The 23887-nt window shown below is 31.7% G+C and carries 24 protein-coding genes, 1 pseudogene and 1 riboswitch; of the genes and pseudogenes, 2 read left to right on the forward strand and 23 right to left on the reverse strand.

All coding sequences use genetic code 11. The features are described 5' to 3' along the window. Nucleotides 1–58: 58 nt before the first annotated feature. The 5 genes from J2Z80_RS13010 to sigY form a co-directional block, all read right to left on the reverse strand. Nucleotides 59–292 carry an ATP-binding cassette domain-containing protein gene (locus J2Z80_RS13010; protein ID WP_209454769.1) on the reverse strand — a complete coding sequence of 78 codons (234 nt, stop codon included), beginning with the start codon at nt 290–292 and terminating at the stop codon, nt 59–61. A gap of 119 nt (nt 293–411) precedes the next feature. Further along, the gene (locus tag J2Z80_RS13015; RefSeq protein WP_014758216.1) at nt 412–618 is read right to left on the reverse strand and encodes a PLD nuclease N-terminal domain-containing protein; all 207 of its coding nucleotides are present in this window, start codon (nt 616–618) and stop codon (nt 412–414) included. Between the two features lie 3 nt (nt 619–621). After that, the gene (locus tag J2Z80_RS13020; protein WP_014758215.1) at nt 622–957 is read right to left on the reverse strand and encodes a zinc ribbon domain-containing protein; all 336 of its coding nucleotides are present in this window, start codon (nt 955–957) and stop codon (nt 622–624) included. Between the two features lie 8 nt (nt 958–965). Then, nucleotides 966–1331, reverse strand: a complete 366-nt coding sequence (locus J2Z80_RS13025; protein ID WP_209454770.1) for a DUF5345 family protein — start codon at nt 1329–1331, stop codon at nt 966–968. Then, complete coding sequence (sigY, locus tag J2Z80_RS13030) at nt 1328–1858, reverse strand: RNA polymerase sigma factor SigY (RefSeq protein WP_209454771.1); 531 nt, start codon at nt 1856–1858, stop codon at nt 1328–1330. The genes J2Z80_RS13025 and sigY overlap by 4 nt, the downstream gene beginning before the upstream one ends. A gap of 119 nt (nt 1859–1977) precedes the next feature. Here sigY and J2Z80_RS13035 point away from each other — a divergent pair, with 119 nt between their 5' ends. Both J2Z80_RS13035 and J2Z80_RS13040 read left to right on the forward strand, forming a co-directional pair. Then, nucleotides 1978–2604, forward strand: coding sequence for a class I SAM-dependent methyltransferase (locus J2Z80_RS13035; RefSeq protein WP_209454772.1), 627 nt, complete (start codon nt 1978–1980; stop codon nt 2602–2604). A 115-nt stretch (nt 2605–2719) separates the two neighbouring features. After that, nucleotides 2720–3010 (forward strand): hypothetical protein, encoded by a 291-nt coding sequence (locus J2Z80_RS13040; protein ID WP_209454773.1) that lies wholly within the window; start codon nt 2720–2722, stop codon nt 3008–3010. A 49-nt stretch (nt 3011–3059) separates the two neighbouring features. Here J2Z80_RS13040 and J2Z80_RS13045 read toward each other — a convergent pair whose 3' ends face one another. The 18 genes and pseudogenes from J2Z80_RS13045 to J2Z80_RS13130 all read right to left on the reverse strand — a co-directional run bounded on the left by J2Z80_RS13045 (nt 3060) and on the right by J2Z80_RS13130 (nt 23878). Beyond that, complete coding sequence (locus tag J2Z80_RS13045; RefSeq protein WP_209454774.1) at nt 3060–4331, reverse strand: Nramp family divalent metal transporter; 1272 nt, start codon at nt 4329–4331, stop codon at nt 3060–3062. 157 nt (nt 4332–4488) lie between these two features. Continuing rightward, nucleotides 4489–5139, reverse strand: a complete 651-nt coding sequence (locus J2Z80_RS13050) for a coiled-coil domain-containing protein (RefSeq protein WP_209454775.1) — start codon at nt 5137–5139, stop codon at nt 4489–4491. A 6-nt stretch (nt 5140–5145) separates the two neighbouring features. Further along, nucleotides 5146–5865: a PspA/IM30 family protein gene (locus tag J2Z80_RS13055; protein ID WP_209454776.1), complete on the reverse strand. Its 720-nt coding sequence runs from the start codon at nt 5863–5865 to the stop codon at nt 5146–5148. 484 nt (nt 5866–6349) lie between these two features. Then, nucleotides 6350–6733 (reverse strand): DUF302 domain-containing protein, encoded by a 384-nt coding sequence (locus J2Z80_RS13060; RefSeq protein ID WP_209454777.1) that lies wholly within the window; start codon nt 6731–6733, stop codon nt 6350–6352. 209 nt (nt 6734–6942) lie between these two features. Further along, nucleotides 6943–9234: a spermine/spermidine synthase domain-containing protein gene (locus J2Z80_RS13065; protein ID WP_209454778.1), complete on the reverse strand. Its 2292-nt coding sequence runs from the start codon at nt 9232–9234 to the stop codon at nt 6943–6945. A 44-nt stretch (nt 9235–9278) separates the two neighbouring features. Continuing rightward, a complete protein-coding gene (locus J2Z80_RS13070; RefSeq protein WP_209454779.1) occupies nt 9279–10424 on the reverse strand; it encodes a murein hydrolase activator EnvC family protein in 1146 nt (381 codons plus the stop codon). A gap of 167 nt (nt 10425–10591) precedes the next feature. Further along, nucleotides 10592–10672, reverse strand: a pseudogene (locus J2Z80_RS15300) (DUF2933 domain-containing protein); the annotation flags it as partial. A 15-nt stretch (nt 10673–10687) separates the two neighbouring features. Beyond that, complete coding sequence (gene lgt, locus J2Z80_RS13080) at nt 10688–11521, reverse strand: prolipoprotein diacylglyceryl transferase (protein ID WP_209454780.1); 834 nt, start codon at nt 11519–11521, stop codon at nt 10688–10690. 446 nt (nt 11522–11967) lie between these two features. Beyond that, entirely contained in the window at nt 11968–12162 is a 195-nt protein-coding gene (locus tag J2Z80_RS13085; RefSeq protein ID WP_085112233.1) for a YHS domain-containing protein, read from the reverse strand. 214 nt (nt 12163–12376) lie between these two features. Continuing rightward, on the reverse strand, nt 12377–13669 hold the full coding sequence (locus J2Z80_RS13090; protein ID WP_209454781.1) for a homocysteine synthase: 1293 nt from the start codon (nt 13667–13669) through the stop codon (nt 12377–12379). Between the two features lie 130 nt (nt 13670–13799). Next, nucleotides 13800–13902, reverse strand: a riboswitch (SAM riboswitch). A gap of 197 nt (nt 13903–14099) precedes the next feature. Continuing rightward, entirely contained in the window at nt 14100–15113 is a 1014-nt protein-coding gene (locus J2Z80_RS13095) for a HoxN/HupN/NixA family nickel/cobalt transporter (protein ID WP_209454782.1), read from the reverse strand. A 526-nt stretch (nt 15114–15639) separates the two neighbouring features. Further along, nucleotides 15640–16560, reverse strand: coding sequence for a cysteine synthase A (cysK, locus tag J2Z80_RS13100; RefSeq protein ID WP_209454783.1), 921 nt, complete (start codon nt 16558–16560; stop codon nt 15640–15642). Between the two features lie 4 nt (nt 16561–16564). Then, nucleotides 16565–17701, reverse strand: coding sequence for a bifunctional cystathionine gamma-lyase/homocysteine desulfhydrase (locus J2Z80_RS13105; RefSeq protein ID WP_209454784.1), 1137 nt, complete (start codon nt 17699–17701; stop codon nt 16565–16567). A gap of 12 nt (nt 17702–17713) precedes the next feature. Further along, a complete protein-coding gene (locus J2Z80_RS13110; protein ID WP_209454785.1) occupies nt 17714–18349 on the reverse strand; it encodes a class I SAM-dependent methyltransferase in 636 nt (211 codons plus the stop codon). Nucleotides 18350–18523: 174 nt separating this feature from the next. Next, nucleotides 18524–20236: a DNA polymerase/3'-5' exonuclease PolX gene (gene polX / locus J2Z80_RS13115; RefSeq protein WP_209454803.1), complete on the reverse strand. Its 1713-nt coding sequence runs from the start codon at nt 20234–20236 to the stop codon at nt 18524–18526. A gap of 60 nt (nt 20237–20296) precedes the next feature. Then, on the reverse strand, nt 20297–20713 hold the full coding sequence (gene mntA, locus J2Z80_RS13120; RefSeq protein ID WP_209454786.1) for a type VII toxin-antitoxin system MntA family adenylyltransferase antitoxin: 417 nt from the start codon (nt 20711–20713) through the stop codon (nt 20297–20299). 139 nt (nt 20714–20852) lie between these two features. Next, nucleotides 20853–22346, reverse strand: a complete 1494-nt coding sequence (locus tag J2Z80_RS13125; RefSeq protein ID WP_209454787.1) for a MutS-related protein — start codon at nt 22344–22346, stop codon at nt 20853–20855. Next, nucleotides 22343–23878 carry a MutS-related protein gene (locus tag J2Z80_RS13130; protein ID WP_209454788.1) on the reverse strand — a complete coding sequence of 512 codons (1536 nt, stop codon included), beginning with the start codon at nt 23876–23878 and terminating at the stop codon, nt 22343–22345. The genes J2Z80_RS13125 and J2Z80_RS13130 overlap by 4 nt, the downstream gene beginning before the upstream one ends. Between the last annotated feature and the right edge of the window lie 9 nt (nt 23879–23887).

Below are 23887 nucleotides of genomic sequence, written 5' to 3' on the forward strand. Positions count from 1 at the left end.
CTGTGCCGTACACTCTAATTATACCACGATTCCTACTGTCTATCGTGATAGTTTTCGTTTATCGTGATGCTGTCAAAGCATGATGTTTATTTTCACTAAATTTTAGACCATCAATATATATGTCACCACTATCATATCTAGTAAAACCTGTAAGAATATTCATTGTTGTTGTCTTACCAGCACCATTTTTTCCTAAAAAACCATAAATTAATCCTCTGTCGATTTTGAAAGATATTTGTTTCAAAATTATGTTATTTCCATAGCTTTTAGTTAAATTATTTACTTCAATCATATAAAAAATATTCCTCTCTAATCAATTTATAACTTCTACATTCATTGTGGTCAAATATTCTTCACCTATTTGCATTGGGAATCAGAATAATATGATAGATAGATAGATTGATAAATTGTCTACTCTTTTTCCCTTCCGATGATGAGAAACATAAGTGGTCCTAAAATTTCTCCAAGCACTATAATTATAAGCCAGGCCCATTTCGGCAAAAATCTGACTTTATCCTTGGTAAGACGATATATTGAGAAAATCATAAGACCTAATTGAATAATTATTAATGGAGCAAAAAGTCTTATTATTTCAGATGTACTTAAATTATCATACATAATTTATTCCTCCCTCAATTTTTTTGAGCAATTAGGGCAATATACCCATTCATCTTTAATCTCCCTGCCACAATGCGGACATAATGAAGTCTTTAACATATTGCCGCAGTATGGACAATACTTGTAACTTTTTTTTATCAACGCACCGCATTTCGAACATTTGGAAACTTCATAGCGGGTCACCAAAATATAGATTATTAACGATGATGGCACATTTAAAAGTCCAAACAAACCCCAAAGCCAATAATATTTTTCGCCTCTTTTTTTTGCATCTATAAATATCCATGTCGCCTGTAATACAAGTAATATAATCAATAGAACAAATAATAGATACTTCATTTTAACCTCTACTCCTCTCTAAATTTTAATAGCGGTACAACAGTTAACGGCAAAGATAAATAAATTATAATTTGACAAATGATTATTAACTTAAAATCTTTAAATGCAACTAAAATCAAAGATGCTATAAACGTAATTGAAACAAGTATGAAGATTACAAGCTCTTTTCTATTTCTTTTTTTATTACGTATTTCATTAGCTTTTTGAATAAATTCAAATGCGTTAATTTTTACGTCAGGTTCATTAAAAACATCAAACATATCCGAAATTTTATTGAGCTTATTAAATGCATCATTATCAATTTTTTTATTATCTGACTCATTATAAAAAGAATCTATAAACTTAGGATCTATATCATTATGGCATTTCTTCATATCAGTTTCCTTCTTTCCATTTCATCGCTAATATATTTAATGCAGTAATGCAACCTTGAACGTACCGTTCCAACTGGACAATTCATTATTTTAGAAATTTCTTCGTATTTATATCCATAATAGTGTTTCAATATAAATACCGCCCTTTTTTCATATGGAAGGTTTAACAATATTTCTATAACTTCTTTATAATGGACCTTGTTTATAATGTCATCTTCTACATTATTTTCAGAAAATATATCTATATCATCTATACATTCAGTTATTTTGTTTTTTCTTAAAAAATCTTTGTAAATATTGATGGCAATCCTTATTAACCAAGAAGAAAATTTAAAATCCGGTGTAAACTTATTAATATTTAATACCGCTTTTAGCATAGCCTCCTGTGCTATGTCCTGGGCAAGTGATATATTTCCTGTCATTTTAATACAGTACCCGAGAACAATATTATAATTTTCAGTTATAAGCAGATTTAATGCATATTTATCGCCGCTTTTTGCATCATTTATAAGTTTGCTTTCATCCATCACATGCCCACCTCTCATAAATATAACGCATAAATTCTAAAAAAGTTCACATTTATTTTAACAGATTTATCGTAAAAATAGATTTAAGGTATAATATTACATGAAGGAGTTGATTCAATATGGGAAGCTCAACGAATAGAACTGAAATTATTAAAAGAAGATATGAAAGAATTGCAAAATATTATGATCTGATGGAAAGCCTTATGGAGTCTTCAGGCGGTAAAAGGTGGAGAAAGATGCTTTGGTCCGAGGTTTCAGGAAACACTATACTTGAAGCAGGTATTGGCACTGGCAGTAATATTTTATATTATCCTGAAGGTAAAAATATTTATGGTATTGATTTTTCACCTAAAATGGTAGAAATAGCAAAAGATAAAGCCAAAAGGTATGGCAAAGATGTCGATATTAGAGTAATGGATATAGAAAACCTTGAGTTTAATGATAATACATTTGATGCTATCGTAACAAGCTGTGTGTTTTGTTCTGTGCCGGATCCTATAAAAGGATTAAAAGAACTTAAAAGAGTATTAAAATATGATGGGAAGCTTTTTATGCTTGAGCACGTAAGAAGCAAAAAACTAATCTTAGGTACACTAATGGATATACTCAATCCTCTTACAGTAAACACATGGGGTGCAAACATAAATAGAGATACTGTAAAAAATTTGAAGATTTCAGGATTTAAAATACTTAAAGAAGAAAATCTAGCTCTTGACATAATGAAACTTATAATTGCAGGCAAATAAAAAACTCGAATATGTGAAATAAAAAATTTCTATAAAAAATTTCTCGATCTTCATAAGATCTTTATAATTGCATTGTATAATAAAATTACAATAAAAAAACAAGGAGGAATTTTAAATGAGAAAGAAAGTCATAGCTATATTCGCAGGCGTGCTAATAATAGGTGCTATAGCATTTACGCAAATACCTGCATTAAGAGCAAAGGCCGATACAATTAATAACGGCTATGGTTTTAACATGATGGGTTCAAATTTCAACTATAATGCGATGTATAACTACATGAAAGGCCTGACAGCAAAAGATGTGCAAAATATGATGGGTGGAAATATAGATGAAAAAGATGCGCAAAATATGTTAAATGCATGCACAAATGAGCTAAAGAACGAAATTAATGGGCAGCAAAAGTAATTTAGGAGCCAAATGGCTCCTTTTTTACGCAGTTAATTCATATTTAAAATCATATCTGAAACAATGTGAGAATTCCCAAAGAACATACAAGTAAATATATTATCGCAAGTACGATTTTTTCCCAATTTTTTAATTTATATTTTTCAGGTAATGCCTTCCATCCCAGTGCTATCAAAAATCCGAGGACAATTGGCAAAAGCAATGAATTCATTATTTCAACTGAAATTGTCAATGTTACAAGGGGTACTCCTGATAAGACGATAATGGCGGAAACAATAATACCTGCAGCATATAATCCATAAAATATTGGAGCTTCTTTCCATGATGAATTAAGGCTTCGCTTAAAATCCATAACTTCACCTAACGACCATGAAGTTGCCAATGAAACAACAACAGCTGCTATCAAAGAAGCACCGATAATACCTGCTGAAAATAAGATTTTACCACCAACCTGACCTACAAATGGTATAAGTGAATCAGCAATCTGCTGAATATTCGTAAGTGAAACATTTGGGTTTATTCGTCCAATAGTGGCAGCCGTTAATACAAGTACAACCGCCATGATTATCTGAGTTACAACTGAGCCGACAGCAGTGTCAATGCGGCTAAACCTTATTGATTTTTCAGTCAATTTTTTGTCTATCACAGCGCCTTGTTGGTAAAATATCATCCAAGGCATTATTACGGCTCCAACATTGGCTGCTATAAGAAGTCTATAAGATTCATCGTAGAAAGGCTTCTGTCCAATAATCCCATTTATTATTGATGAAGTATCGGGATGTGCAAGTATAACCGCTGGTATAAAGCTTAATTCAAATAGTCCAATAAATATAGCTATGCGTTCAACAATAGTATAACGTCCAAAGCCTGTTATTAATATTAAGGAGATTGATGCAAGAGATATGCTTATCCACTTTGGTATACCAAACAATAAGCCAACACTGGCAATACCAGAAAATTCTGTGACCAAAGCACCTATAGCAGAAACCACAAGTGTTAAAACTGAAAACCATGCCCAACCTGCACCAAACTTTTCTTTGATCAATTCGCCATGCCCTTTACCAGTCGTTATTCCAATACGTGTTGTAAGTTCCTGCACAAAATACAAAATTGGTATAAGCAAAAATTGCAGCCACAATAAGCTATAACCCCATCTAGCACCAGATTGTGCCGATGTTATAATAGAACCTGCATCAGTATCCGCTAACATAACAGTAAGCCCTGGACCTATTGTTGCAAGTAGTAATAAAATAGCAGATTTTTTCTTTTTTGATCCTTCAAATTCATGAGATAGTGTAAGTTCGTTTTCGTTTAAAGGCATTTAAGCACCCCTTCTGCATAAATTTTTCTTAACCTCAGTAAACCATAAGAAAAGCAAATTCAATTTTTACAATTCTTTGATTCTGAAATTCATTCTCAATTAGATTATACAATATATTTCCCTATATTGCAATAATAAATAGAACCCTTTTAGAGTTCTATTTATTAATATCCTTTATATCAAATTTTAAGTCATTTAGCCTCTCTCTTTGCTTTAATGATTTTAATTCAAGGATTTTAAGATTTAATTCATTTTTAAGTTCGTCCATATCAGAAATATCTTTGTCAAGATCTTGTTTTCTCTTTTCAAGAGTCGATATTTTACTCTCAATTTCTATTTTTTCTTTAATATAATCTTTTGTTGAAACCTCGTCTACAGAAATCATCGTTTCTGCAGCTTTCTCGAGGCTTTCAGATTTTCTTTTCAAATTCTCAATCTCTGATAATAAATCATTTTTTATCTTCTCTGATTCTTCTTTGGCCTTATCAATTTGATTCAACTTATCATAATATTTTTTTAATTCTGGATCTATATCTTTGTATTCACGATTTGATTTCTTTTGGCTATTAATCTCAATTCTCATTAAATCGTCCATTGTTAGATTGCCAATTGCAGCTTCTTTTCTCAATCTTTGGTAGTATTCAGTATCTATTTTACCCTCTGCGTACAATCTATCTATTACAGTTATCATCTCATCGTATTTGTCATATTCGTAATGTCTTTCATGATAGAATCCTTTATTTCCGCAGCATCCAAAATCATCAATTAAGTCAAAGAACCTATAAAAACCTCTTCCGCCGCATCCCACTATAACTCACTCCTTAATTGCTTGATTCTTTGCAGCTACTCTCTTTTTAAGTTCTTCAAATTCTTCTTCAGCTCTTTTTTGCTTTTCAATTTCTTTTAATTCTTTTTCTACATTATCTTCATCATCTAATATGTTATCAAGCATGCCTGCATCAACCATATAATCAATAGCTTGTGATTTTGCATATTTTTCTTTAATTTTTTCTTCTGCATTTCTTATTCTTTCACCTAAATCAGTTGTATCATTTGCAATACCTGTCAGCGTTTCTTTTATCATTACCTGTGCATCCGATACTTTTTTCATAGTAATAAGTTCTTCTTTTTTGCTCTGTAATTTTATTAAATTGTCTTCCATTTGTTCCTTACTTTTTTCTATATTCTTAAGCTGCTCCTCTATGCTTTTTATCTGTGATTCAAGGTTTGTCTTTTTTTCTATTAAATCATTTTTATTTTGTATTGATGCTTTTGCTAAATCCTCTCTACCGCTTTCTAAAGCTAATTCAGCATTTTTCTCGTATTCTGATATTTTAATATTGATGTCGCTTAATTCATTTTCTAATTTTTTCTTTAATGTTGCCACATCTAGCATAGATTTTTTTATTTTAGATAAATTTTCTCTCATCTCTACTAATGAGTAATTTAAAGTGTCTTCAGGATCCTCCATCTTTTCTACTATGTCATTTGCTTTAGCTTTAAAAATATTAGATATGCGTTTTACTAAACTCATAATTAATCTCTCCTTTACAATTTTATATTTCTAGACTTATACCTATCAAAAAGCCTTTATTAGGCTATTCTAAGATAAACTTTTTTCTTATCACCCTAAATTCTTTTTCTGATACGTATGGTTTCCTGCCTTTTTAAATTAGTCCTATCGGTTATTCTTACCATGCTTTCTTTAGATCTATTATTGTTTTGAAGGCTGAAAAATCCATGAGATTTCTAACCTTATTTATTATCTTTACAATAATCTTATTATTGACAAAGATAAATCTTTTGATGGTTTATAGCACACAGTCTATTTGTACATTTAGATATTTATCAATTTTTACCATACACTATTTACTAAATTTTTATACTTTTTTTAGCCGTTATTTCTCTTTTATTTAGTTTTAAATCTTCAATTATATTTTTCAGCCTTCATAATTTACATATTCTGCCTATTTGATTTCTATTTTGGGGTTGCTTTTTTAATTATGCTTATATATATTTTAAAGCATGTCTATAGCTTTTTTCAATTTATCAGCCACTTCCGATGCAACTTCTCTCAGTTTATCGTCATTAGAATCTATTGCTTTTTCAGGATTAATTGATGACACAGTTACATTTCCGCCCTTTTGTTCATATACGATCACATTGCATGGCAAAAGAAGCCCTACCATGGGATCTATATTTAGTACTTCGTATGCATATTTGGGATTGCAGGCTCCAAGTATTATATAATTCATCATGTCTTTACCTATTTTTTTCTTTATTGTTTCTCTGATGTCTATCTCTACTAAAACACCAAAGCCAACCTCTTTTAAAGTTTCCTTAACTTTTTCTATGGCTACATCAAATGAATACGGTACTTCTTTTGTTATATCAAAATTCATACTGTTCACCACCTTTCTGATATTTTTATATCTCTGTTTTATTTTCCAATATTAAATTTTATATTCTAATATTACCTCAGAAATGTGAAGATCTTATGAAATCTTAACTATTATTTTAATTTCAATTATAGAAAATTTATGTACAAAATTAACATACAATTATAATTAGATGTTAGTGCGATTTTTCTGCTTATTACATGTGTTTCCTGTCATAAAATCAATCTGTCTCTATTATATAAACATATTAATCCATATATAATAGCACCGGTTATCAATGTTATTTTAAAGCCAAATATCATAGATATTATTACAGATAGAATCGAACCGATTACTGACATTGCACCGTTGATACCCCAAGCAATCGGTATAACATTCTTATCACACGCGCCTAATAATCTGATTCCCCTTGGGAATGGCATACCCATAAAAAAGCCTGGTAGCATAACTAATATTGATGAAACGATTATTTTATTTATTAAATTGTAACTGAAAGTATATTTAAATATTACGTCTAATATCTCCACAAAAACTATGCTTATTACCGCTACAATAAATGGTGGCATATATATTTTTTTATCTTTATTAAATGTACTATTATTGCCTAGTATAGAGCCAATACCACTTCCAACTAATAACGCCGCAAGGACATAGGTAAATGATGTTATTGGATGTCCCAAATACAAAATGAATTTTTGTATCAATGATATCTCAATAAGCATATAGGCTGTTCCTAAAGCGCCAAAAAAAATTAGCGCCTTCGCAGTGTTTTTTTGCTTTAACATAGGTCTAAACAATAAATATATACCTAACAGAACTACTAAAAGAAGTATTATTAACAGCATTAATGCATTGTTGTTAAAATTGTAAAAATACGGCTTATCGTCTGTGGCAGGTTTAATAATAAATGGAAAACCTCTTAAAAAATTATTAAACGTTAAATGTCCTTTTTCAAGATGAAAAAGAGGACCAACTTCAAATGAATTGGGGATATATAAAGGTTTATTGTTCCCAGCCATTGCTTCCATCTCAAGTCTGTTACTCTCATCTATTGTAAATGGCTTATTTTTAATGATTACCAAAGGACTATCTATTTGTGAATTGCCACCATGATTGTGAGTCATTGTAGAATCTTTGTTTATAACCGCTATATATTTTGTGGCTTCTTCTACTGAAACACCGTTTCTGCTTAATGCACTAATCGCTGTTGCTACAATTTTACTCATATCCTCTTCATCATGAGCTAAAAATACTAACTTGCCATTTTGTGATAAATGATCTATATAAGCTTTTAATGCCTCAACGGTATATATATAATTTTCGTTGAGAGCGTATCCAGTTTGTAAAGCTGAACTAGTCATTACCATAGATAAATAGATAATATCATATTTGTTTTTTGATCTATTAATAAAGTATCTACCATCTTCACCATAAATCTTAACATTAGCTTTATTATAAATATCACCATTAAAATCTTTGAAATGCCTAACAGCATCTATAGTAGATGTATTGATTTCAACACCCGTTATATTTTTGCTTTTTCCAGCAAGAGCGTACAATATGTCCCTACCACCGCCAGGGCCAATTATTAATACATTATCTTTTTTGCCAAATGTATATGGTAAATATTCTACATCTTTTTTATATATGTCTAAACTGCCATCTTTGCCATCAAATTTATACATAGGAGAGCTTGCCGTTCCATCAATTGTTACAATCATCTCGTTCGGATCGTTGTCGACTCTTATAACATCCGTTCTTGAAAAAGCATTCCATTTAGTGTATACAATCTCTGCTTTATCTCCCGAACTAATTATGTTACCAAATGTTTTTAATTTACTTGTAATTATGCTGCCAAAGTTTTTTTCCATCACACTAATATAATTTTGCGGCACAAAAATTGACATAACAAACATACCTAACACTGCATATGCAATTATGTATTTCTTAGATAAAAAATTTACAAAGAATATTACAGCAATAGATGAGATTATAGATATCAATATGATTGATTTTATAACACCTAAATAATCAAGTGAAAATAAAACTAAAATACTGCCAAGTCCAGAACCAATCAAATCTGCAAAATACAATTTATTGCTTATATCACTAAATTCACTATAAATTGATGATAAAATATAACCACCTATTATAAAAGGTACCATCGCAGGTATAATATATACCAATATATTGATAGAAAACGGTAATATATAAAATAATCCTAGAACAAATATATATGAAATTGGCATCAATACTATCTTCTTAATTAAGTTGTCCTTTAAAAATTGATTATTTGTCTTATTGTTTTTTAATTGTCTATATGCAACTATTCCTCCAATACCGAATCCTAAAATTGAAAATGAGGTTATTATAAATGTGTAATGATACGTAAAAATAGCTGAAATAATCCTTGTCAATATTACTTGATATACAAACATTGATATAGATAAAAAGCTAATTCCAAATAAAAGCAATAATTTGCTTTTTCCCTTCTCTTGAATCATCTAACCCATCCTTTGCTGTTATTTATAATAATCTTATTATTTCTTTATCTTACATATGGTTCTGGATCAACTGGTGTACCATTTATCCTCACTTCAAAATGAAGGTTAACACCTGTAACAAGTCCAGTACTCCCAAGTTTTACAACAGGTTCACCTTTTTTTACACTTTTACCTTTTGAAACTAATATAGAGGAATTATGTGCATACAATGTAGATATACCTCCACCGTGATCGATTATCACAGAATTTCCATAACCTGATATCCATCCGGCATATATGACTGTCCCATCACCAGCTGCAACACCAATTGTTCCATATGGTGCAGGTATATCTATACCTGTATGTAACTTCTTTGTCTTGTAAACAGGATGTATTCTATATCCAAATGGTGAACTTATACTGTAATATCCTGGTACAGGCCATACCAACTTTCCATCGGTATATTTTACATTGCTATTATTTGTGTTTGTCGAACCGGTTTGAGATCTTATGATATCCATTACCTGTTTTGATGCGGTTTCTAGATCTTCAAGATCTTCCTCATATTTTTTTTGTTGTCTTTCAAGGTCTCTCAAAACACCACTTCTTGATACCATGGCAACTTGTATCCTTTTCTTTCTCTCTTCCACTTGAGCTGTAACATATTGCAAATTATTTTTCTCTTCTTTTAAGACTTCTTCTTTTTTCGCTATTAAATTTTTAGTGTTTTTCATTTCATTTAAAAATCTTATATCAAAAGCCATTAATTTTTTTATATTATCAAGTCTTGATATAAAATCGATAAAATTTTTTGAACCCAATAAAACTTCAATATATCCTGCATCACCACTCATATATATTGCTCTTATCCTCTCTTTATACAAACTCTTACGAGAATCATATCTTTTTTGAGCTATATCTAGTTCTTTCTGTGTATCACTTATTTTTTGCTCAATTGAGTATAATTTCCTCTGATTTTCAATCAATTCTTTTTGAGTTTCTGATAGCTGTTTATCGATGTCTAATAGTTCTTTTTTTACAGATTGCTGTTTTTGATAATTTTCACTTAATTTTCTTTGAGTTTGTTGTTTTTGAATGCTTAAGTCTTCAAGTCTCTTTTTATTGTCAGTTAAATTAGATGAATATCCATAATTAAAAGCAAATGCAAAAATAAAAATGATAATTAGAAAAATAGTCATCTTACATTTCATCAATATCCCCCTAAGAAATCTATATATAATCGACATATCTGGTATGAATTTCACCAGGTATGTCACAATACCTATTCTGTTGCGTCATCCTCAGGTTTTTCGATTTGTCTATTGCCTTTATCTTGTTCATGGCTGTGATTATGACTATGCATACCTTTCATCATAAATAAATGCATTAATGGGCACAACAGTAGAAACAAAAACGGTAAAATAGTTGTTAAAAACTTCATCTGTAACACTCCTTTCATAAAATTTTTATTCAATTAATGGATATAGTAAAAGATAACCGTCGATATTGCCATTAACAAAACTACCACCACAATATCTATAAAACCTTTTTTACTTTGTACCGGCGTCTCATCTTTCTCAATAGTATTGTATTTTTTAATATAATGTGCCGCTATCAAAGCTGCAGCAATAAATATAGCACTAGCAAGATGAGCGATTGTAAATGGTGGTAAAATCATAGGATTTCCGGCTCTAAAAAATTCTACAATAGATCTATTTATATTGAAGAAAATAACATATATGATAAATAATTGTCCATTGTATTTTATTTTGTCCCTTTTTCTCCAAAGCACGAAAAACATAATATAGTCAAGTAAAAACTCATAAACTTGTACAGGATGCAATAATTGTCCATTTACTTTTATTCCCCATGGCCATGGACGTGCCATTGCATACCCAAATATGTCGCATCCTATTCTTCCGATTGCTTGTCCTATAGCAAGCCCTGGCGCCGCTAAATCTGCAATTTTCCAGAAATTTAATTTATATTTTCTAACATACCATATACTAAATAAAATCCCGGCAACTAAACTACCATGAATAGCCATCCCACCATCATGTATTTTTAGTATTTCAAGTGGATGTGTTAGGAAAAAATATGGTCGATATGTCAAAACGAATCCGAGCCTTCCCCCTATTATACCAACTATTATAAGGTACACGAGAAATTCTGAAACTTTGTCAACATCAAGGCCTTTTCTTTTGGCTTCTTTTAATGCCAAAATATACCCTGTGCCAACACCTATCGCTATCATTATTCCAAATAGATATATAGTGAAACCGCCAATATTAAACAAAGGTACTGTCATAAAAAATCTCCTCTCATATTAACTTTCATACTCATTCTTCAAAAAGATATATAAATTACTGTATCAATTGCTACAACAGTGTGCTAAAAGGCGCTAATTCTCTGCTTTAAAAATTGTATAAAAGATTGTCTTTATGTTTTACACGGATATTATTGCTATTACTGCCATAGCATCCACATATTATAACCTCCATTCCACATCTATCACTAACGCACGATATAATAAAAAATGATATAAGGTCTAAAATTAATTCAAGAAAAAGATACACTATAATAAAACCTTAGTACCATCTAGAAATTTATAATGCAAAAATCATGCCAAATAAAAAGGGTCTGAAAAATATCAAATCTCTAAATAAATTAGAGAATGATAGTTCAAACCCAAGTAAAAATTAATCAAATATAAATCTATAATGCATTTTAGTATATCATGTACTTCAGACCAAATTAACAGCAACCATGGTGACTGTGCCCACCATGATGTCCTTCATTACTTTCATTTTTTACATATTTTTCTGGATTCTTTTCAAATTCTGCTTTACAACTTTTCGAACAGAAAAAATATTCCTTTCCATTGAATGTTGTTTTAGCTGCAGCATTATCCTCTTTAACATCCATTCCACACACTGGATCCTTAGCCATTTTCCACACCTCCTTTGATACATTATACCCATACTGGGTTTATGTTTATATGATATCATTTAATTACACAAAAGTCAATCGGAATATGTATATTTATGTGTTTCTATTATTAATTTAAATATTATTTCATATATATTATATTAAACAAATATATAGTAAATTATTTTAAAAATAACAAAAGCCCTCTTCTATTGTGAAGAGAGCTCTATAATAATTATTCTGCTGCTTTTTTAAGTGCTTGGTCAAGGTCATACAATATGTCGTCAATGTCTTCTATGCCTATTGAAAGTCTTATTTGGTCAGGGGTTACACCTGCTAATGACAATTCTTCTTCGTTTAATTGCGAATGTGTCGTGCTTGCTGGATGAATTACCAAAGACTTTGCGTCACCAACATTAGCCAGCAATGAGAATAATTCAAGGCTGTTTATGAATTTGATTCCAGCATTTATTCCACCTTTTATTCCAAATGTCAATATTGATCCAGCGCCTTTCGGCAGGTATTTCTTTGCAAGTTCATGGTATTTGTTTTCTTTAAGTCCAGGATAGTTTACCCACGTCACATTTGGATTGCTTGCTAAGAATTCTGCTACTTTTTGTGCATTTTCCACATGTCTTTGGACTCTTAATGACAAAGTCTCTAGTCCTTGTAAAAATAAAAATGCATTGAAGGGGCTTAAAGATGCACCAGTGTCTCTTAAAAGCTGTACCCTTAATTTTGTAATATATGCAGCGGGTCCAAATGATTCAACATATTTAATTCCATGATAGCTTGGATCTGGCTCTACAAATTCAGGGAACCTTCCGCTTCCTGCCCAATCAAATTTTCCTGAATCTACTATTACTCCGCCTATTGATGTCCCGTGGCCTCCTATAAATTTTGTCGCTGAATGTACTACTATATCTGCCCCATATTCAAACGGACGGAAGAGATATGGTGTTGCAAATGTGTTGTCTACAATTAGCGGTATTTTATTCTCATGCGCTATTTTTGCTATAGCCTCGAAATCAGGTATATTTATCCCGGGATTTCCTATTGTCTCTATATACAATGCCTTTGTTCTGTCTGTTATTGCTTTTTTGAAATTTTCTGGATCATCTGGATCTACAAATGTCGTTTTAATGCCAAGTTTAGGCAATGTTAAAGCGAAAAGATTGTATGTTCCTCCGTATAATGTGCTGGCAGATACTATTTCATCACCTGCACCTGCTATATTTAAAATCGAGTATGTTATAGCAGCAGAGCCAGAAGCTGTCGCAACAGCACCAACACCACCTTCTAAGGCTGCTATTCTCTTTTCAAATACATCATTGGTGGGATTCATGATTCTTGTATAAATATTACCTGGTTCTTTAAGGCTAAATAAAGAAGCGGCATGTTCAGTATCTTTAAATATATATGACGATGTTTGATAAATTGGCACTGCCACTGCACCTGTAGTTGGATCTGGTTCTTGCCCCGCATGTACCTGCAATGTGTCAAATTTTAACTTTCTTTCTTCACTCATCTAAATCTCTCCTCTTCACAGTTTTAGTTTAAGGAAATTAAAATGTTATTCTTATAATTCACCTCTTTTCACTTTTTTAGAATATTAAAAGCCCTCTTCGATGTAGAAGAGGGCTAAGTTTGCGCCGCTCCTCTCATCTCTCAGGTTTCCCTGCAGGATTTGGCACCAGACGCATTATATATGCCGGTTGCCGGGTTTCATCGGGCCAGTCCCTCCACCACTCTTGATAAGAGGTTCGATATTCTATTTTTATTTTTATCTATATTAACACTTTAAATCATTAATGTCAATAGGTTTTCTTGGAATTTTGTTTTAAAACCTTTCTTTAGCTATCCAAATACAAAGCAAACTCTACTTTTATATGCATAAAAAGTAGGGTTTATCGTCAATCTATTATTAACAATTTGTTAATTAGTTTCCTTATCTTCTCTTAACCACCTACTCGCAATAGTTTCCATCCCACATATGATATGGTCCATACAAATATAAACAAAATCACAATTATATATCCTAGAGTACTAAAATTGAGATTTTGTATAAAGCTCCAAACGCCGTTACTTAATCCAAGTATTTGAGTAATTAGTTGCGTTATTTCAACAAAGCCTATTAACAGTGCCGCAATCACGGAAAGTCCTGTCATAACCAAGTTGTAGTAAACTTTGCGCAATGGAGCATCAAATACCCATTGATACGCTGATGTAACGAGAAACCCATCTACAGTATCCATTAAGCTCATACCTGCTGCAAATAAAATCGGAAAAGATAAAATAGAAACAATAGGTATGGCTTTACTGGCAGCACCGGCAGCGGTTGCTAATAAAGCTATTTGAGTTGCAGTGTCAAAACCTAACCCAAAAAAGAACCCCAATATATATACATGCCAGCTCTTATTAATAAAGGCATAAATTACTCTTATATATCGGTTAAAAAAACCATCTTTCAATATTTCTTCCATACTTTCTTCTTTGTACGCCCCACGTCTTATATTTATGAATTTTTTGTAAGTGTTAAGCCATATAAAAAAATTTATTAAACCTATCAAAATGAGAAAAACTCCGGAAACAGTTAACGCAAGTATTCCTCCAAATCTCTGCAGCACAGGAAATATATTTTGAGCCCAGCGAACCGCAAAAACAGTGATTAAGGTCATTAAGAAAACCACAGACGAATGACCCGTCGAGAAAAAAAATCCAACACCTTTAGGATTCTTTTTTTGCTCTACAAGTTTTCGGGCAGTATTGTCAATTGCTGCTATATGATCTGCGTCGAAAGCATGGTTTAATCCTAAGGTATATGATACAAAGGCCATTCCTAAAAGTTCAGGACGTTGTCTTGCGCCCAATAATATTAAAACCACTCCCAAAAGATGCATTCCGAAAACCGCAAGGCCGTAAATAAGCAAGTCTGTATAATTCCAAAAAACATTTTCTCTATTAATTCTCACAATATCACCTCTTAACTTTTGCAACCAGAAAACTATAAAAGAACCTCCTAATGTACATAATAAAAAGATATGTATAAAGTGTAATAATCCTTAAAAAATACACTCCCCTATAATCCGCAGAGTTAGCAATGTCACATTTACAGGTAAGTCTAACTTAAAATCATTGCTGTCTTATACTTTCCCAGTACCCCAGTGAAAAAATATAAGACAACTCCTTACCCCAATGGTAAAACCATGTGGAATTTTCACCTACCTTTCTTATCAAGTTTAATCTATAAGACTAAACAACTGCACATGCAGATATCAAATTTTTTCTTAATACATTTTTATCATTAAAGATTCTTATTTGTCAAGATGTAGATAACTTTAATGCTTTTTACTATGTAGCACTTTTTTAAAAAATTTACTAAAAAACTGAGATCTAAAGAACTAAACCCTTTTTAATTTTTTCACTCGAAGGTAATTATACTAGCACTTTAAATCAATAATGTCAATAGGTATTCTTGGACATTTCTCAGGTTGAAATTTAAAATCTATATAAATTTTCACTAAAATACCTATCAGATCTATCAGGAAATACTACAACTATATTTTTTGGTTCCTTTTGCTTATTAGCCTGTTTTATAGCCGCAGCAAAGGCAGCACCCGACGATGATCCTACAAATAATCCTTCTCTTTTTGCAAGTTCCTTAACATAATAAAAGGCTTCATCATCAGTTACCTTTTCGACATCATCTATTAAGCTTACATCCATAGTATCAGGTATAAAATCATTACCTATGCCCTCTATTTTATAGCACTTTACTAAATCTCCTCCACCAATTATTGAACCAACAGGATCAGCTAGCACGCCTTTTACTTTAGGATTTTTCTCTTTTAAATACCTAACTACACCTGTGAACGTTCCACCAGTACCTGCTCCAGCAATAAACACATCTACTTTTCCATCCAAAGCATCATATATCTCTGGTCCTGTTGTTTCATAATGAGCCTTTACATTTGCCATATTTTTAAACTGGTTTGGAATATATGAGTCCTTAATATCCTTTGCTAATTCATATGCTTTATCCATCGCTCCTTTCATTCCAAGTTCTTTAGGCGTATTTACTATTTCAGCACCTAAAGCTTTCATTAGTATCTGTTTTTCTACTGAAAATTTAGTTGGTACAACAAATATGACTTTATAACCTTTATTCAATGCTGCGAGTGCAAGGCCAATGCCTGTATTCCCAGCAGTAGGCTCTATTATAGTAGAACCTTTTTTTATTAATCCCTTATCTTCAGCATCTTTTATCATGTAATAGCACGTTCTATCTTTTACAGAACCACCAGGGTTCATGTTTTCTAGCTTGGCAAAGATATTTACATATGGAGGTATATCAAAATGAGTTATTTTTAGAAGTGGTGTCTTGCCAATTAAATCACTGATTCCCTCTGCATATTTCATGATTTCAACTCCTTATTGCATTTTTTAAATCCTCAATTAAATCCAGATAATTCTCAAGTCCAACTGATAGTCTTACTAACTTATCGGTTATGCCGAGCTTCAATCTTTGTTCCTCTGGTATAGACGCATGTGTCATTTTTGCTGGATATGAAATTAGGCTTTCATATCCCCCGAGACTTTCCGCAAGTGTAATAAGTTTTACATTGTTTAATAATTTTAATGCCATATCTTTGTTTTTTAACTCAAATGAAATCACGCCTCCAAAGCCATCCATCTGCTCTTTTGCAATATCGTATCCTGGATGTGTATGTAAACCAGGATAATAAACTTTTTCAACTTCAGGTTGTTCCAAAAGCCAATTTGCAATTTCTTTGGCATTTTTCTCATGTCTTTCCATTCTAACGCTAAGTGTTTTTATTCCCCTAATCACAAGGTAAGAATCCTGCGGTCCTAAAATGCCACCAACTGCATTTTGCAGAAAATGAATTTTATGAGCTAATTCTTCACTATTAACAACGACAAGGCCTGCTACAACATCGCTATGGCCTCCAAGGTATTTTGTTGCACTATGAACAACTATGTCTGCACCTAATTCAATGGGTCTTTGGAAATATGGTGTCATAAAAGTATTATCAACTATCGAAAGTATGCTATATTCTTTAGCTATTCTTGAAATTTCTCTGATATTTGTAATTGTCATAAGAGGATTTGTAGGTGTTTCATAAAATATTGCCTTTGTATTTTTTGTTATACTATTTACAACATTATCTTTTAAAGACGTGTCTACAAATTTTGAAACTATGCCAAGCCTTTTAAAAACTTTCTCAAGTACCCTGAATGTTCCTCCATAAACATTATTTGAAACTATTACCTCGTCACCAGCATTAAAAAGCATCAAAACTGTCGATATTGCTGCCATGCCAGATGCAAAGGCAAAACCACCCTTTCCACCCTCTAGATCATTAATAAGCTTTTCTAATGATTCTCGTGTTGGATTGCCTGTTCTTGAATATTCATAACCTCTATCTTTTCCTACGGCATCCTGTTTAAACGTCGATGTTTGGTATATAGGTGTTGATACTGCACCTGTTTTTTCATCACCAAATATACCACCATGAATTAATTTTGTCTCCTTTCTCATCCTAAATCCTCCTTATTCTTTAATTCCTTTTGCTATAAATATTCCTGTTTTTGCTATCTCTCCTTTAGATGACATTGCAGTTGCATAAAGTCCTGTTTCTTTTACAAGTATTTCTTTAAAGTTACTATGAATAAGCCATTTTTCTATATCTTCTAAATTAAATCCAAGCCATCTGTCGTACATTTCGAATCTTGCCCACTCACTACTGTGCTTCATAACATCTGTTATGATCAGCATTCCGCCTGGCTTTAAAATCCTGTGTATTTCCATGATGCCTTTAAACGGATTTTCTACATGATGTAATACCATGTTTGAAAAAACTACATCGATAGAATCATCAATTATTGGTATTTGCTCCATACTTCCTTTTAAAAAAATTATGTTATTACTGCCAGAATTCTCAGCAGTTTGTTTTGCATATTTAAGCATTTCATCTGAAACGTCGATCCCAACAACTTCTCTTGCATATTTTGATAATTCCAAAGCCATAAATCCTGACCCTGTACCAATATCTGCAACAATTAAACCGCCTTTATTTTTTATGTTAGATCTTTCTATTGCAATGTTTCGAATATCATCATCGAAGTATTTTTTCCTAATCTCATCCCATTCTCCCGCTATACTGTCAAAATATTCTATATAGTTCATATAGCACCTCCTAATTTATAGTATTCCGATATGAATACTTGGTTATAATTAAAATACCATTCTTCTTCTAAAATGTCAATAAAAAAATTGCTTTTTTACAAAATTTCTTCAAGAAAAACATGGACTTCTCAAACTAAAAATTAACCCCCTCCTGTAATAAAGAGGGGGATTAATTTAAGATTTATTAAAAATTTTATTTAGCTCATCAAAATCATACGTATTTATCACATCTTTCGCTTCAAGCCAGCCTTTACGAGCGATGCCTATACCATATTTTACGTCATCAAGCCCTTCTATCCTGTGTGCATCTGGACAGATTGCAAATTTTACACCTTTTTCTTTTGCATATTTTATGTATCTCCAATCAATGTCCAGTCTATAAGGGCTCGAATTTATTTCAATTATTTTGCCATATTCAGCAGCACTATCTATAACTTTATACACATCGATGTCATAACCATCTCTTGCAAGGAGGAGTCTCCCTGTCATGTGTCCAATGATTTTTGTGTATCTATTTTTTATAGCTTTTATTATTCTCTCTGTCATGTCATCTTTGCTCATTTTAAAGTTGGAATGAACAGATGCGATGACAAAGTCAAATCTTCTCAAAATATCTTCGTCATAATCAAGTGAACCATCTCTTAATATATCAGATTCTATGCCTTTTAATATCTTTATATCACTGTATTTGCTATTCAATTCATCTATTTCATCCAATTGCCTTAAAACATCTTCTTCTTTAAGTCCATTCGCATAAAATGCAGATTTACTGTGATCTGTGATACCAATGATTTTATAACCGCGATCTCTTGCCGCATTCACCATCTCAGAAAGTGTATTTGCACCATCGCTGTATATCGTATGTACATGAAAAACCCCTTTGATGTCTTTTTCCTCTATTAATACTGGAAGTAGCCCTTTTTCCGCTGCTTCGATTTCACCCATATTTTCACGAAGTTCTGGAGGAATATACGATAAACTGAGATTATTAAATATTTCTTCTTCATCACGGCATTTAATAAGCAGTTCATCTTTAAATAGACCATATTCGTTCATCTTTATTCCCATTTGCTTTGCCCTATGCCTCATAGCTGTATTGTGCTCCTTGCTGCCTGTAAAATGGTGCAATGCATATGGAAATTCTTCATCTTTAACAACCCTTAAGTCTACATTTATGCCAGATCTCAATGTTATGCTGGTCTTGGTTTCACCCTTAGCTACAATATCCCTTATACCTTCATATTTTGTAAATACATCCATAAGCTTCTCAGGATTATCACACGTAGCAAGAATATCTATGTCTTTAACTATCTCTTTTCTTCGCCTTAAACTTCCAGCAATCTCGCATCTTATTGTCAATCCACTATCAATAAGGTATTGTTTTAATGATGTGGCCTCTAAATATGCATCCATAAATAGATGCTTACCACTAAACTGTTTTATAAATTGTATGCCTTCCAAGATTTTTTTCTGCGTCTTTTCACCAAATCCAGGTAATTCTACAAGTCTATTTTCAATACAGGCATATTCCAGCTCACCAACCGTCTTTATATCAAGTTTGTCATACAATGTTTTTATCTTTTTAGGCCCAAGACCTGGTATTTTTAACATCTCAATGAGGCCCTCAGGTATTGATGCTTTAAGATTTTCATAGTATTCAAGTCTCCCAGTTGTAATAAGCTCAGTAAGCTTTTTATTAAGCGCATCACCTATACCCTTTATATCCTTTAACCTATCTTCTTTTATTAATCTTTCTATATCGTCATCAAGGACTTCTATTGTACGAGCAGCATTATAATACGCTCTCGACTTAAAAGGATTTTCACCCTTTAATTCTAATAAAAGCCCTATTTCATTAAGTATATTGACAACAGTTTTCTTATCCACACTCATCACATCTCTATATATTTATTTACTGCGTCGATAAATTTATAGACATCATTTATTTTATCTGTTATAAATGTCTTTACATAACTCCATTTTGTTTTTCCTTCTTTCTTGCCTTATTTTATATATGTCTAAAACTACTTCTCTAAAATCTTCAGCTTCCATTGATACGTTAAGCATATAATTTAAATAAAAATTTTCATCGTTTACTACTATCTTTTTACCTCTTAATGCTTCCCATGCGATTGTAGCATTTGCAATGTTTAGCACTACGAGATCGACATCTTTTTTAAGCAAATCTTCTAAATCGTTCCACAACTCAAATACCAACTTTTCATCATAATTTTTAAAATATACCGCAATATCTATATCAGACTCTTTCATGCTCTTTCCTTTTGCAACAGAGCCAAATAAAAAAGCCATAATAATATCTTCTCTATCTTTGAAAAATTCTTTGAGTATTGATAAATAATTCATAAATATCACCCAACCTAAATAATTGCCGATGTATTCTTAATATATTATATCATTTTAACTGTAAAACAAAAATAATAAAGTATGGTCCATTTTCAAATGATATTTTTATCACGGCGACACCTTTCTATTCTAAATACTATTATTTTTTAAATATCTTCTTGTATAAATCTTCGCCATAGCTTGTCTTAAGCGGTTCACCTTCAACTAATTTAAAAGATCTCTCACCATTAGGCTTTCTTTCGGCTCGCAAGAAAATCGCATCGTCCATTTTTTTATCATACAAGCTGCGAGATAATTCATAAAGATGAGTAACAAAAAATATCTTTACTTTAACTTCCAGCAATGCACTTATTATCTGTCTTGAAATCTCTGAGCCTTCCCTTTCATTTGTAGCTGCAAATGATTCATTAAAAAGTATCATGGAATTTTGCTTTATATTATCAACAATATCACTCATCCTGCTTAATTCTTCGTCTAATTTTCCGCTGTTCATCTCGTCATCTTCTTCTCTTTTAAAATGTGTAAATAAGCCAATACATATATTTGATGAAAATTTCTCTGCCGCCACAAACATACCAGACTGCATCATTAATTGCGCCAGTCCAATACTTCTTAAAAATGTCGTTTTTCCACCTTGGTTAGCACCCGTTATGACGAAAAGATCTTTTCTGTCAGCATTCAAATCATTTGACACTACTCTCTTTTTCATTGTCAGAGAAAGGCTAATATCATATAAGCCAACAAATGAGTGTTTCCGTTCATCAGCATATAAAGGTACAGGAAAACATATATGTTCACCTATTTTAACAAGTTCTTCATATAGATTAATGCATCCTACATAAAAAGCTAATTCTGTTTTAAGCATTTTAAAAAAGCCGTTAATGTGATCTGCAGATTGAGCTAAAGCATTTGCTGCAAGGTTTATGCCTCTATCTTTTAATTCTGATAAAGCCTTCATGTCACTTTCATCTCGATCAGGGATGTAAGATGTAAAAGCCGTAGCCTTTTTTGAAAAGAGCTTTCCCAGTAAACTCTGTTTAATTTCATTAGGTCTTCTTAGAATGTAATTAATACCTTTATTACCTTTCCCTAATTCCGCACTTATCAATACCCCATTTTCAAATTTTAATTCTTTTAAATGTGCTTTTACGGTTTCAATATACTCATCGTTTAACTCTTTTTGTATCATTGAAAATAATGATCTAAAACCTTCTGATTCAAAGTTATCGATATTTTCTTCCGCAATCTTTCTCAATTTAATAAGCATATCAATATACATGTACATAAGTTCAATAGAGCTATGCAAAATTGATGATGGATAGCTACTAAAAATGCTCCAAAAATTTTTCTTTTCATTTTCCAATGTTTCAACCGCAATATCATAAATACTCCTTATAATGGAAGGATGTTTGAGACAATCTTTTAGAATATTCTGCCTATAAGTTATCTCATCAACATCATTTAAACTTGTCAAAATAACTTTGTAAGCTACATCATACAAAAATTCATCACCTTGTGCCATAGCATCAATTACAATATTCAATCCTAAATCCTGCACCAATATTTGCTCATTCCATGGCAATTCTTGATTCATATCAAAATTGCGATTTTTGTACAGCAATAATGTCTTCATCCTTTTACACGCTCCTTAATATGCTCATAGGTAAGCCTATATTTTTCTGCAATTGTAATAGCATAAGACAAACCGTCAGCCGGCTTTCGTATAACTTTATAAGTTCTAAGCGATGGATTATCAGGTACGACCGTGTTAACTACGCTTACAGTCTTTTCGCTGTAAACGGATAATTCATCTATAAATGTCACCCAAACGCAAAGCAAATCCAGATCTATAATTCTATCCATCACCCTTTTACTGAGAAAAATGGCATCTTTTAAAGTAGTAGACGTAAATATTTCATTTAATATGACAATGCTATTTGACGTAGCTTTCGAGAGAATGTCATAAATCCTAATCAATTCATCTTCTAATTTGCCATGAAGGTCATTTACGTTTTCTTCTCTTTCAAAGTGTGTAAATATATTGTCATATAAAAATAACTGCGCTTTATAACCTGGAATAGGGCATCCAATGCTGGCAAAATAATGAACCTGCCCAAATGTCCTGGCAAATGTCGTTTTCCCACCTTGATTAGGTCCAGATACAACGAAGATTCTCTCTTTGCCACTTAGGTAAAAATCATTTGTGACAACTGTCGATTTATTAGAAATAAGCTTATTTGCCAATGCCAAATCAAAGCACCCATAGTCAAAAACTTCTTTTGATGCGCTGTCAACTTTAGGATAGCAAAATTTTAATCCCATATCTTTAAACTTCGAAATAAATTCTAAATACGACATATAAAATTGAATTTCCCGTTCAAACGTACCAATTGTTTTATCTACATAATCTGTATTTTTGATGCAAAAATCATCAAGTGCATCAAATATTTCTTTATAAAGTTGGGCTACCAAATCTAAAATTTTTGCTTCCACATGATTCATATCATCGTAATCTGAAAACTTCTTCCTATAATCTTTTACCTCTCCTTCTTTAAACTTTTTAAATGTTTCTTCTACTATGTGGCTGTAATTTACCTCTGAATCGTATTTACCTACCTTTATGCTATTTCCCCTTATGAGTATGCTGTACTTTACAGATGACAAATCTTCTTCAAGCTTTTTTGTCGCAATGTTTAGAGATATAAAAGAATCGCTTTTAACATAATTTAAAATATATTCTCGAAATTCAACAAAACCAGTAGAATTTAAATCTATATGTGTTAAATCATTAGCCAAAGAAACAACGGCATCACAATAAATATCAACTGCATCTAAAAACCATCTTTCTTTTTGATACTTATAGTAAAGCTTGTTGGCTTGCTTTAAATCTTCTCTCATATGCTGAAATTTTTCTGAAAAAGATTTGATGCACTTGAAAAGCTCATTATTCTCAAGATCCCTCATTATTTCCTGACGATATTTGATTGTTTCAATGTCATTAGGCGATTTATAAAAAAACGGTTTAAGGTTGTATTCATTTCTGCCAAATGTTATAGTATCTACTATTTGATCAATATTCAAATCCTTAAAAAATACTGGCTCATTTAATAAATCAATGTTTACAATATCATCAGCATTTAAAAACAATATACTTTGAAACGCCATTTATCACGC

This window comes from Thermoanaerobacterium butyriciformans, from assembly GCF_017874545.1.
GTDB lineage: Bacteria > Bacillota > Thermoanaerobacteria > Thermoanaerobacterales > Thermoanaerobacteraceae > Thermoanaerobacterium > Thermoanaerobacterium butyriciformans.

Excerpts from the sequence above, each read along its gene's own strand:
- J2Z80_RS13010 (WP_209454769.1), bottom strand. The coding sequence starts at position 292 with ATGATTGAAGTAAATAATTTAACTAAAAGCTATGGAAATAACATAATT.
- J2Z80_RS13015 (WP_014758216.1), bottom strand. The coding sequence starts at position 618 with ATGTATGATAATTTAAGTACATCTGAAATAATAAGACTTTTTGCTCCA.
- J2Z80_RS13020 (WP_014758215.1), bottom strand. The coding sequence starts at position 957 with ATGAAGTATCTATTATTTGTTCTATTGATTATATTACTTGTATTACAG.
- J2Z80_RS13025 (WP_209454770.1), bottom strand. The coding sequence starts at position 1,331 with ATGAAGAAATGCCATAATGATATAGATCCTAAGTTTATAGATTCTTTT.
- sigY (WP_209454771.1), bottom strand. The coding sequence starts at position 1,858 with ATGGATGAAAGCAAACTTATAAATGATGCAAAAAGCGGCGATAAATAT.
- J2Z80_RS13035 (WP_209454772.1), top strand. The coding sequence starts at position 1,978 with ATGGGAAGCTCAACGAATAGAACTGAAATTATTAAAAGAAGATATGAA.
- J2Z80_RS13040 (WP_209454773.1), top strand. The coding sequence starts at position 2,720 with ATGAGAAAGAAAGTCATAGCTATATTCGCAGGCGTGCTAATAATAGGT.
- J2Z80_RS13045 (WP_209454774.1), bottom strand. The coding sequence starts at position 4,331 with ATGCCTTTAAACGAAAACGAACTTACACTATCTCATGAATTTGAAGGA.
- J2Z80_RS13055 (WP_209454776.1), bottom strand. The coding sequence starts at position 5,865 with ATGAGTTTAGTAAAACGCATATCTAATATTTTTAAAGCTAAAGCAAAT.
- J2Z80_RS13060 (WP_209454777.1), bottom strand. The coding sequence starts at position 6,733 with ATGAATTTTGATATAACAAAAGAAGTACCGTATTCATTTGATGTAGCC.
- J2Z80_RS13065 (WP_209454778.1), bottom strand. The coding sequence starts at position 9,234 with ATGATTCAAGAGAAGGGAAAAAGCAAATTATTGCTTTTATTTGGAATT.
- J2Z80_RS13070 (WP_209454779.1), bottom strand. The coding sequence starts at position 10,424 with ATGAAATGTAAGATGACTATTTTTCTAATTATCATTTTTATTTTTGCA.
- lgt (WP_209454780.1), bottom strand. The coding sequence starts at position 11,521 with ATGACAGTACCTTTGTTTAATATTGGCGGTTTCACTATATATCTATTT.
- J2Z80_RS13085 (WP_085112233.1), bottom strand. The coding sequence starts at position 12,162 with ATGGCTAAGGATCCAGTGTGTGGAATGGATGTTAAAGAGGATAATGCT.
- J2Z80_RS13090 (WP_209454781.1), bottom strand. The coding sequence starts at position 13,669 with ATGAGTGAAGAAAGAAAGTTAAAATTTGACACATTGCAGGTACATGCG.
- cysK (WP_209454783.1), bottom strand. The coding sequence starts at position 16,560 with ATGAAATATGCAGAGGGAATCAGTGATTTAATTGGCAAGACACCACTT.
- J2Z80_RS13105 (WP_209454784.1), bottom strand. The coding sequence starts at position 17,701 with ATGAGAAAGGAGACAAAATTAATTCATGGTGGTATATTTGGTGATGAA.
- J2Z80_RS13110 (WP_209454785.1), bottom strand. The coding sequence starts at position 18,349 with ATGAACTATATAGAATATTTTGACAGTATAGCGGGAGAATGGGATGAG.
- mntA (WP_209454786.1), bottom strand. The coding sequence starts at position 20,713 with ATGAATTATTTATCAATACTCAAAGAATTTTTCAAAGATAGAGAAGAT.
- J2Z80_RS13125 (WP_209454787.1), bottom strand. The coding sequence starts at position 22,346 with ATGAAGACATTATTGCTGTACAAAAATCGCAATTTTGATATGAATCAA.
- J2Z80_RS13130 (WP_209454788.1), bottom strand. The coding sequence starts at position 23,878 with ATGGCGTTTCAAAGTATATTGTTTTTAAATGCTGATGATATTGTAAAC.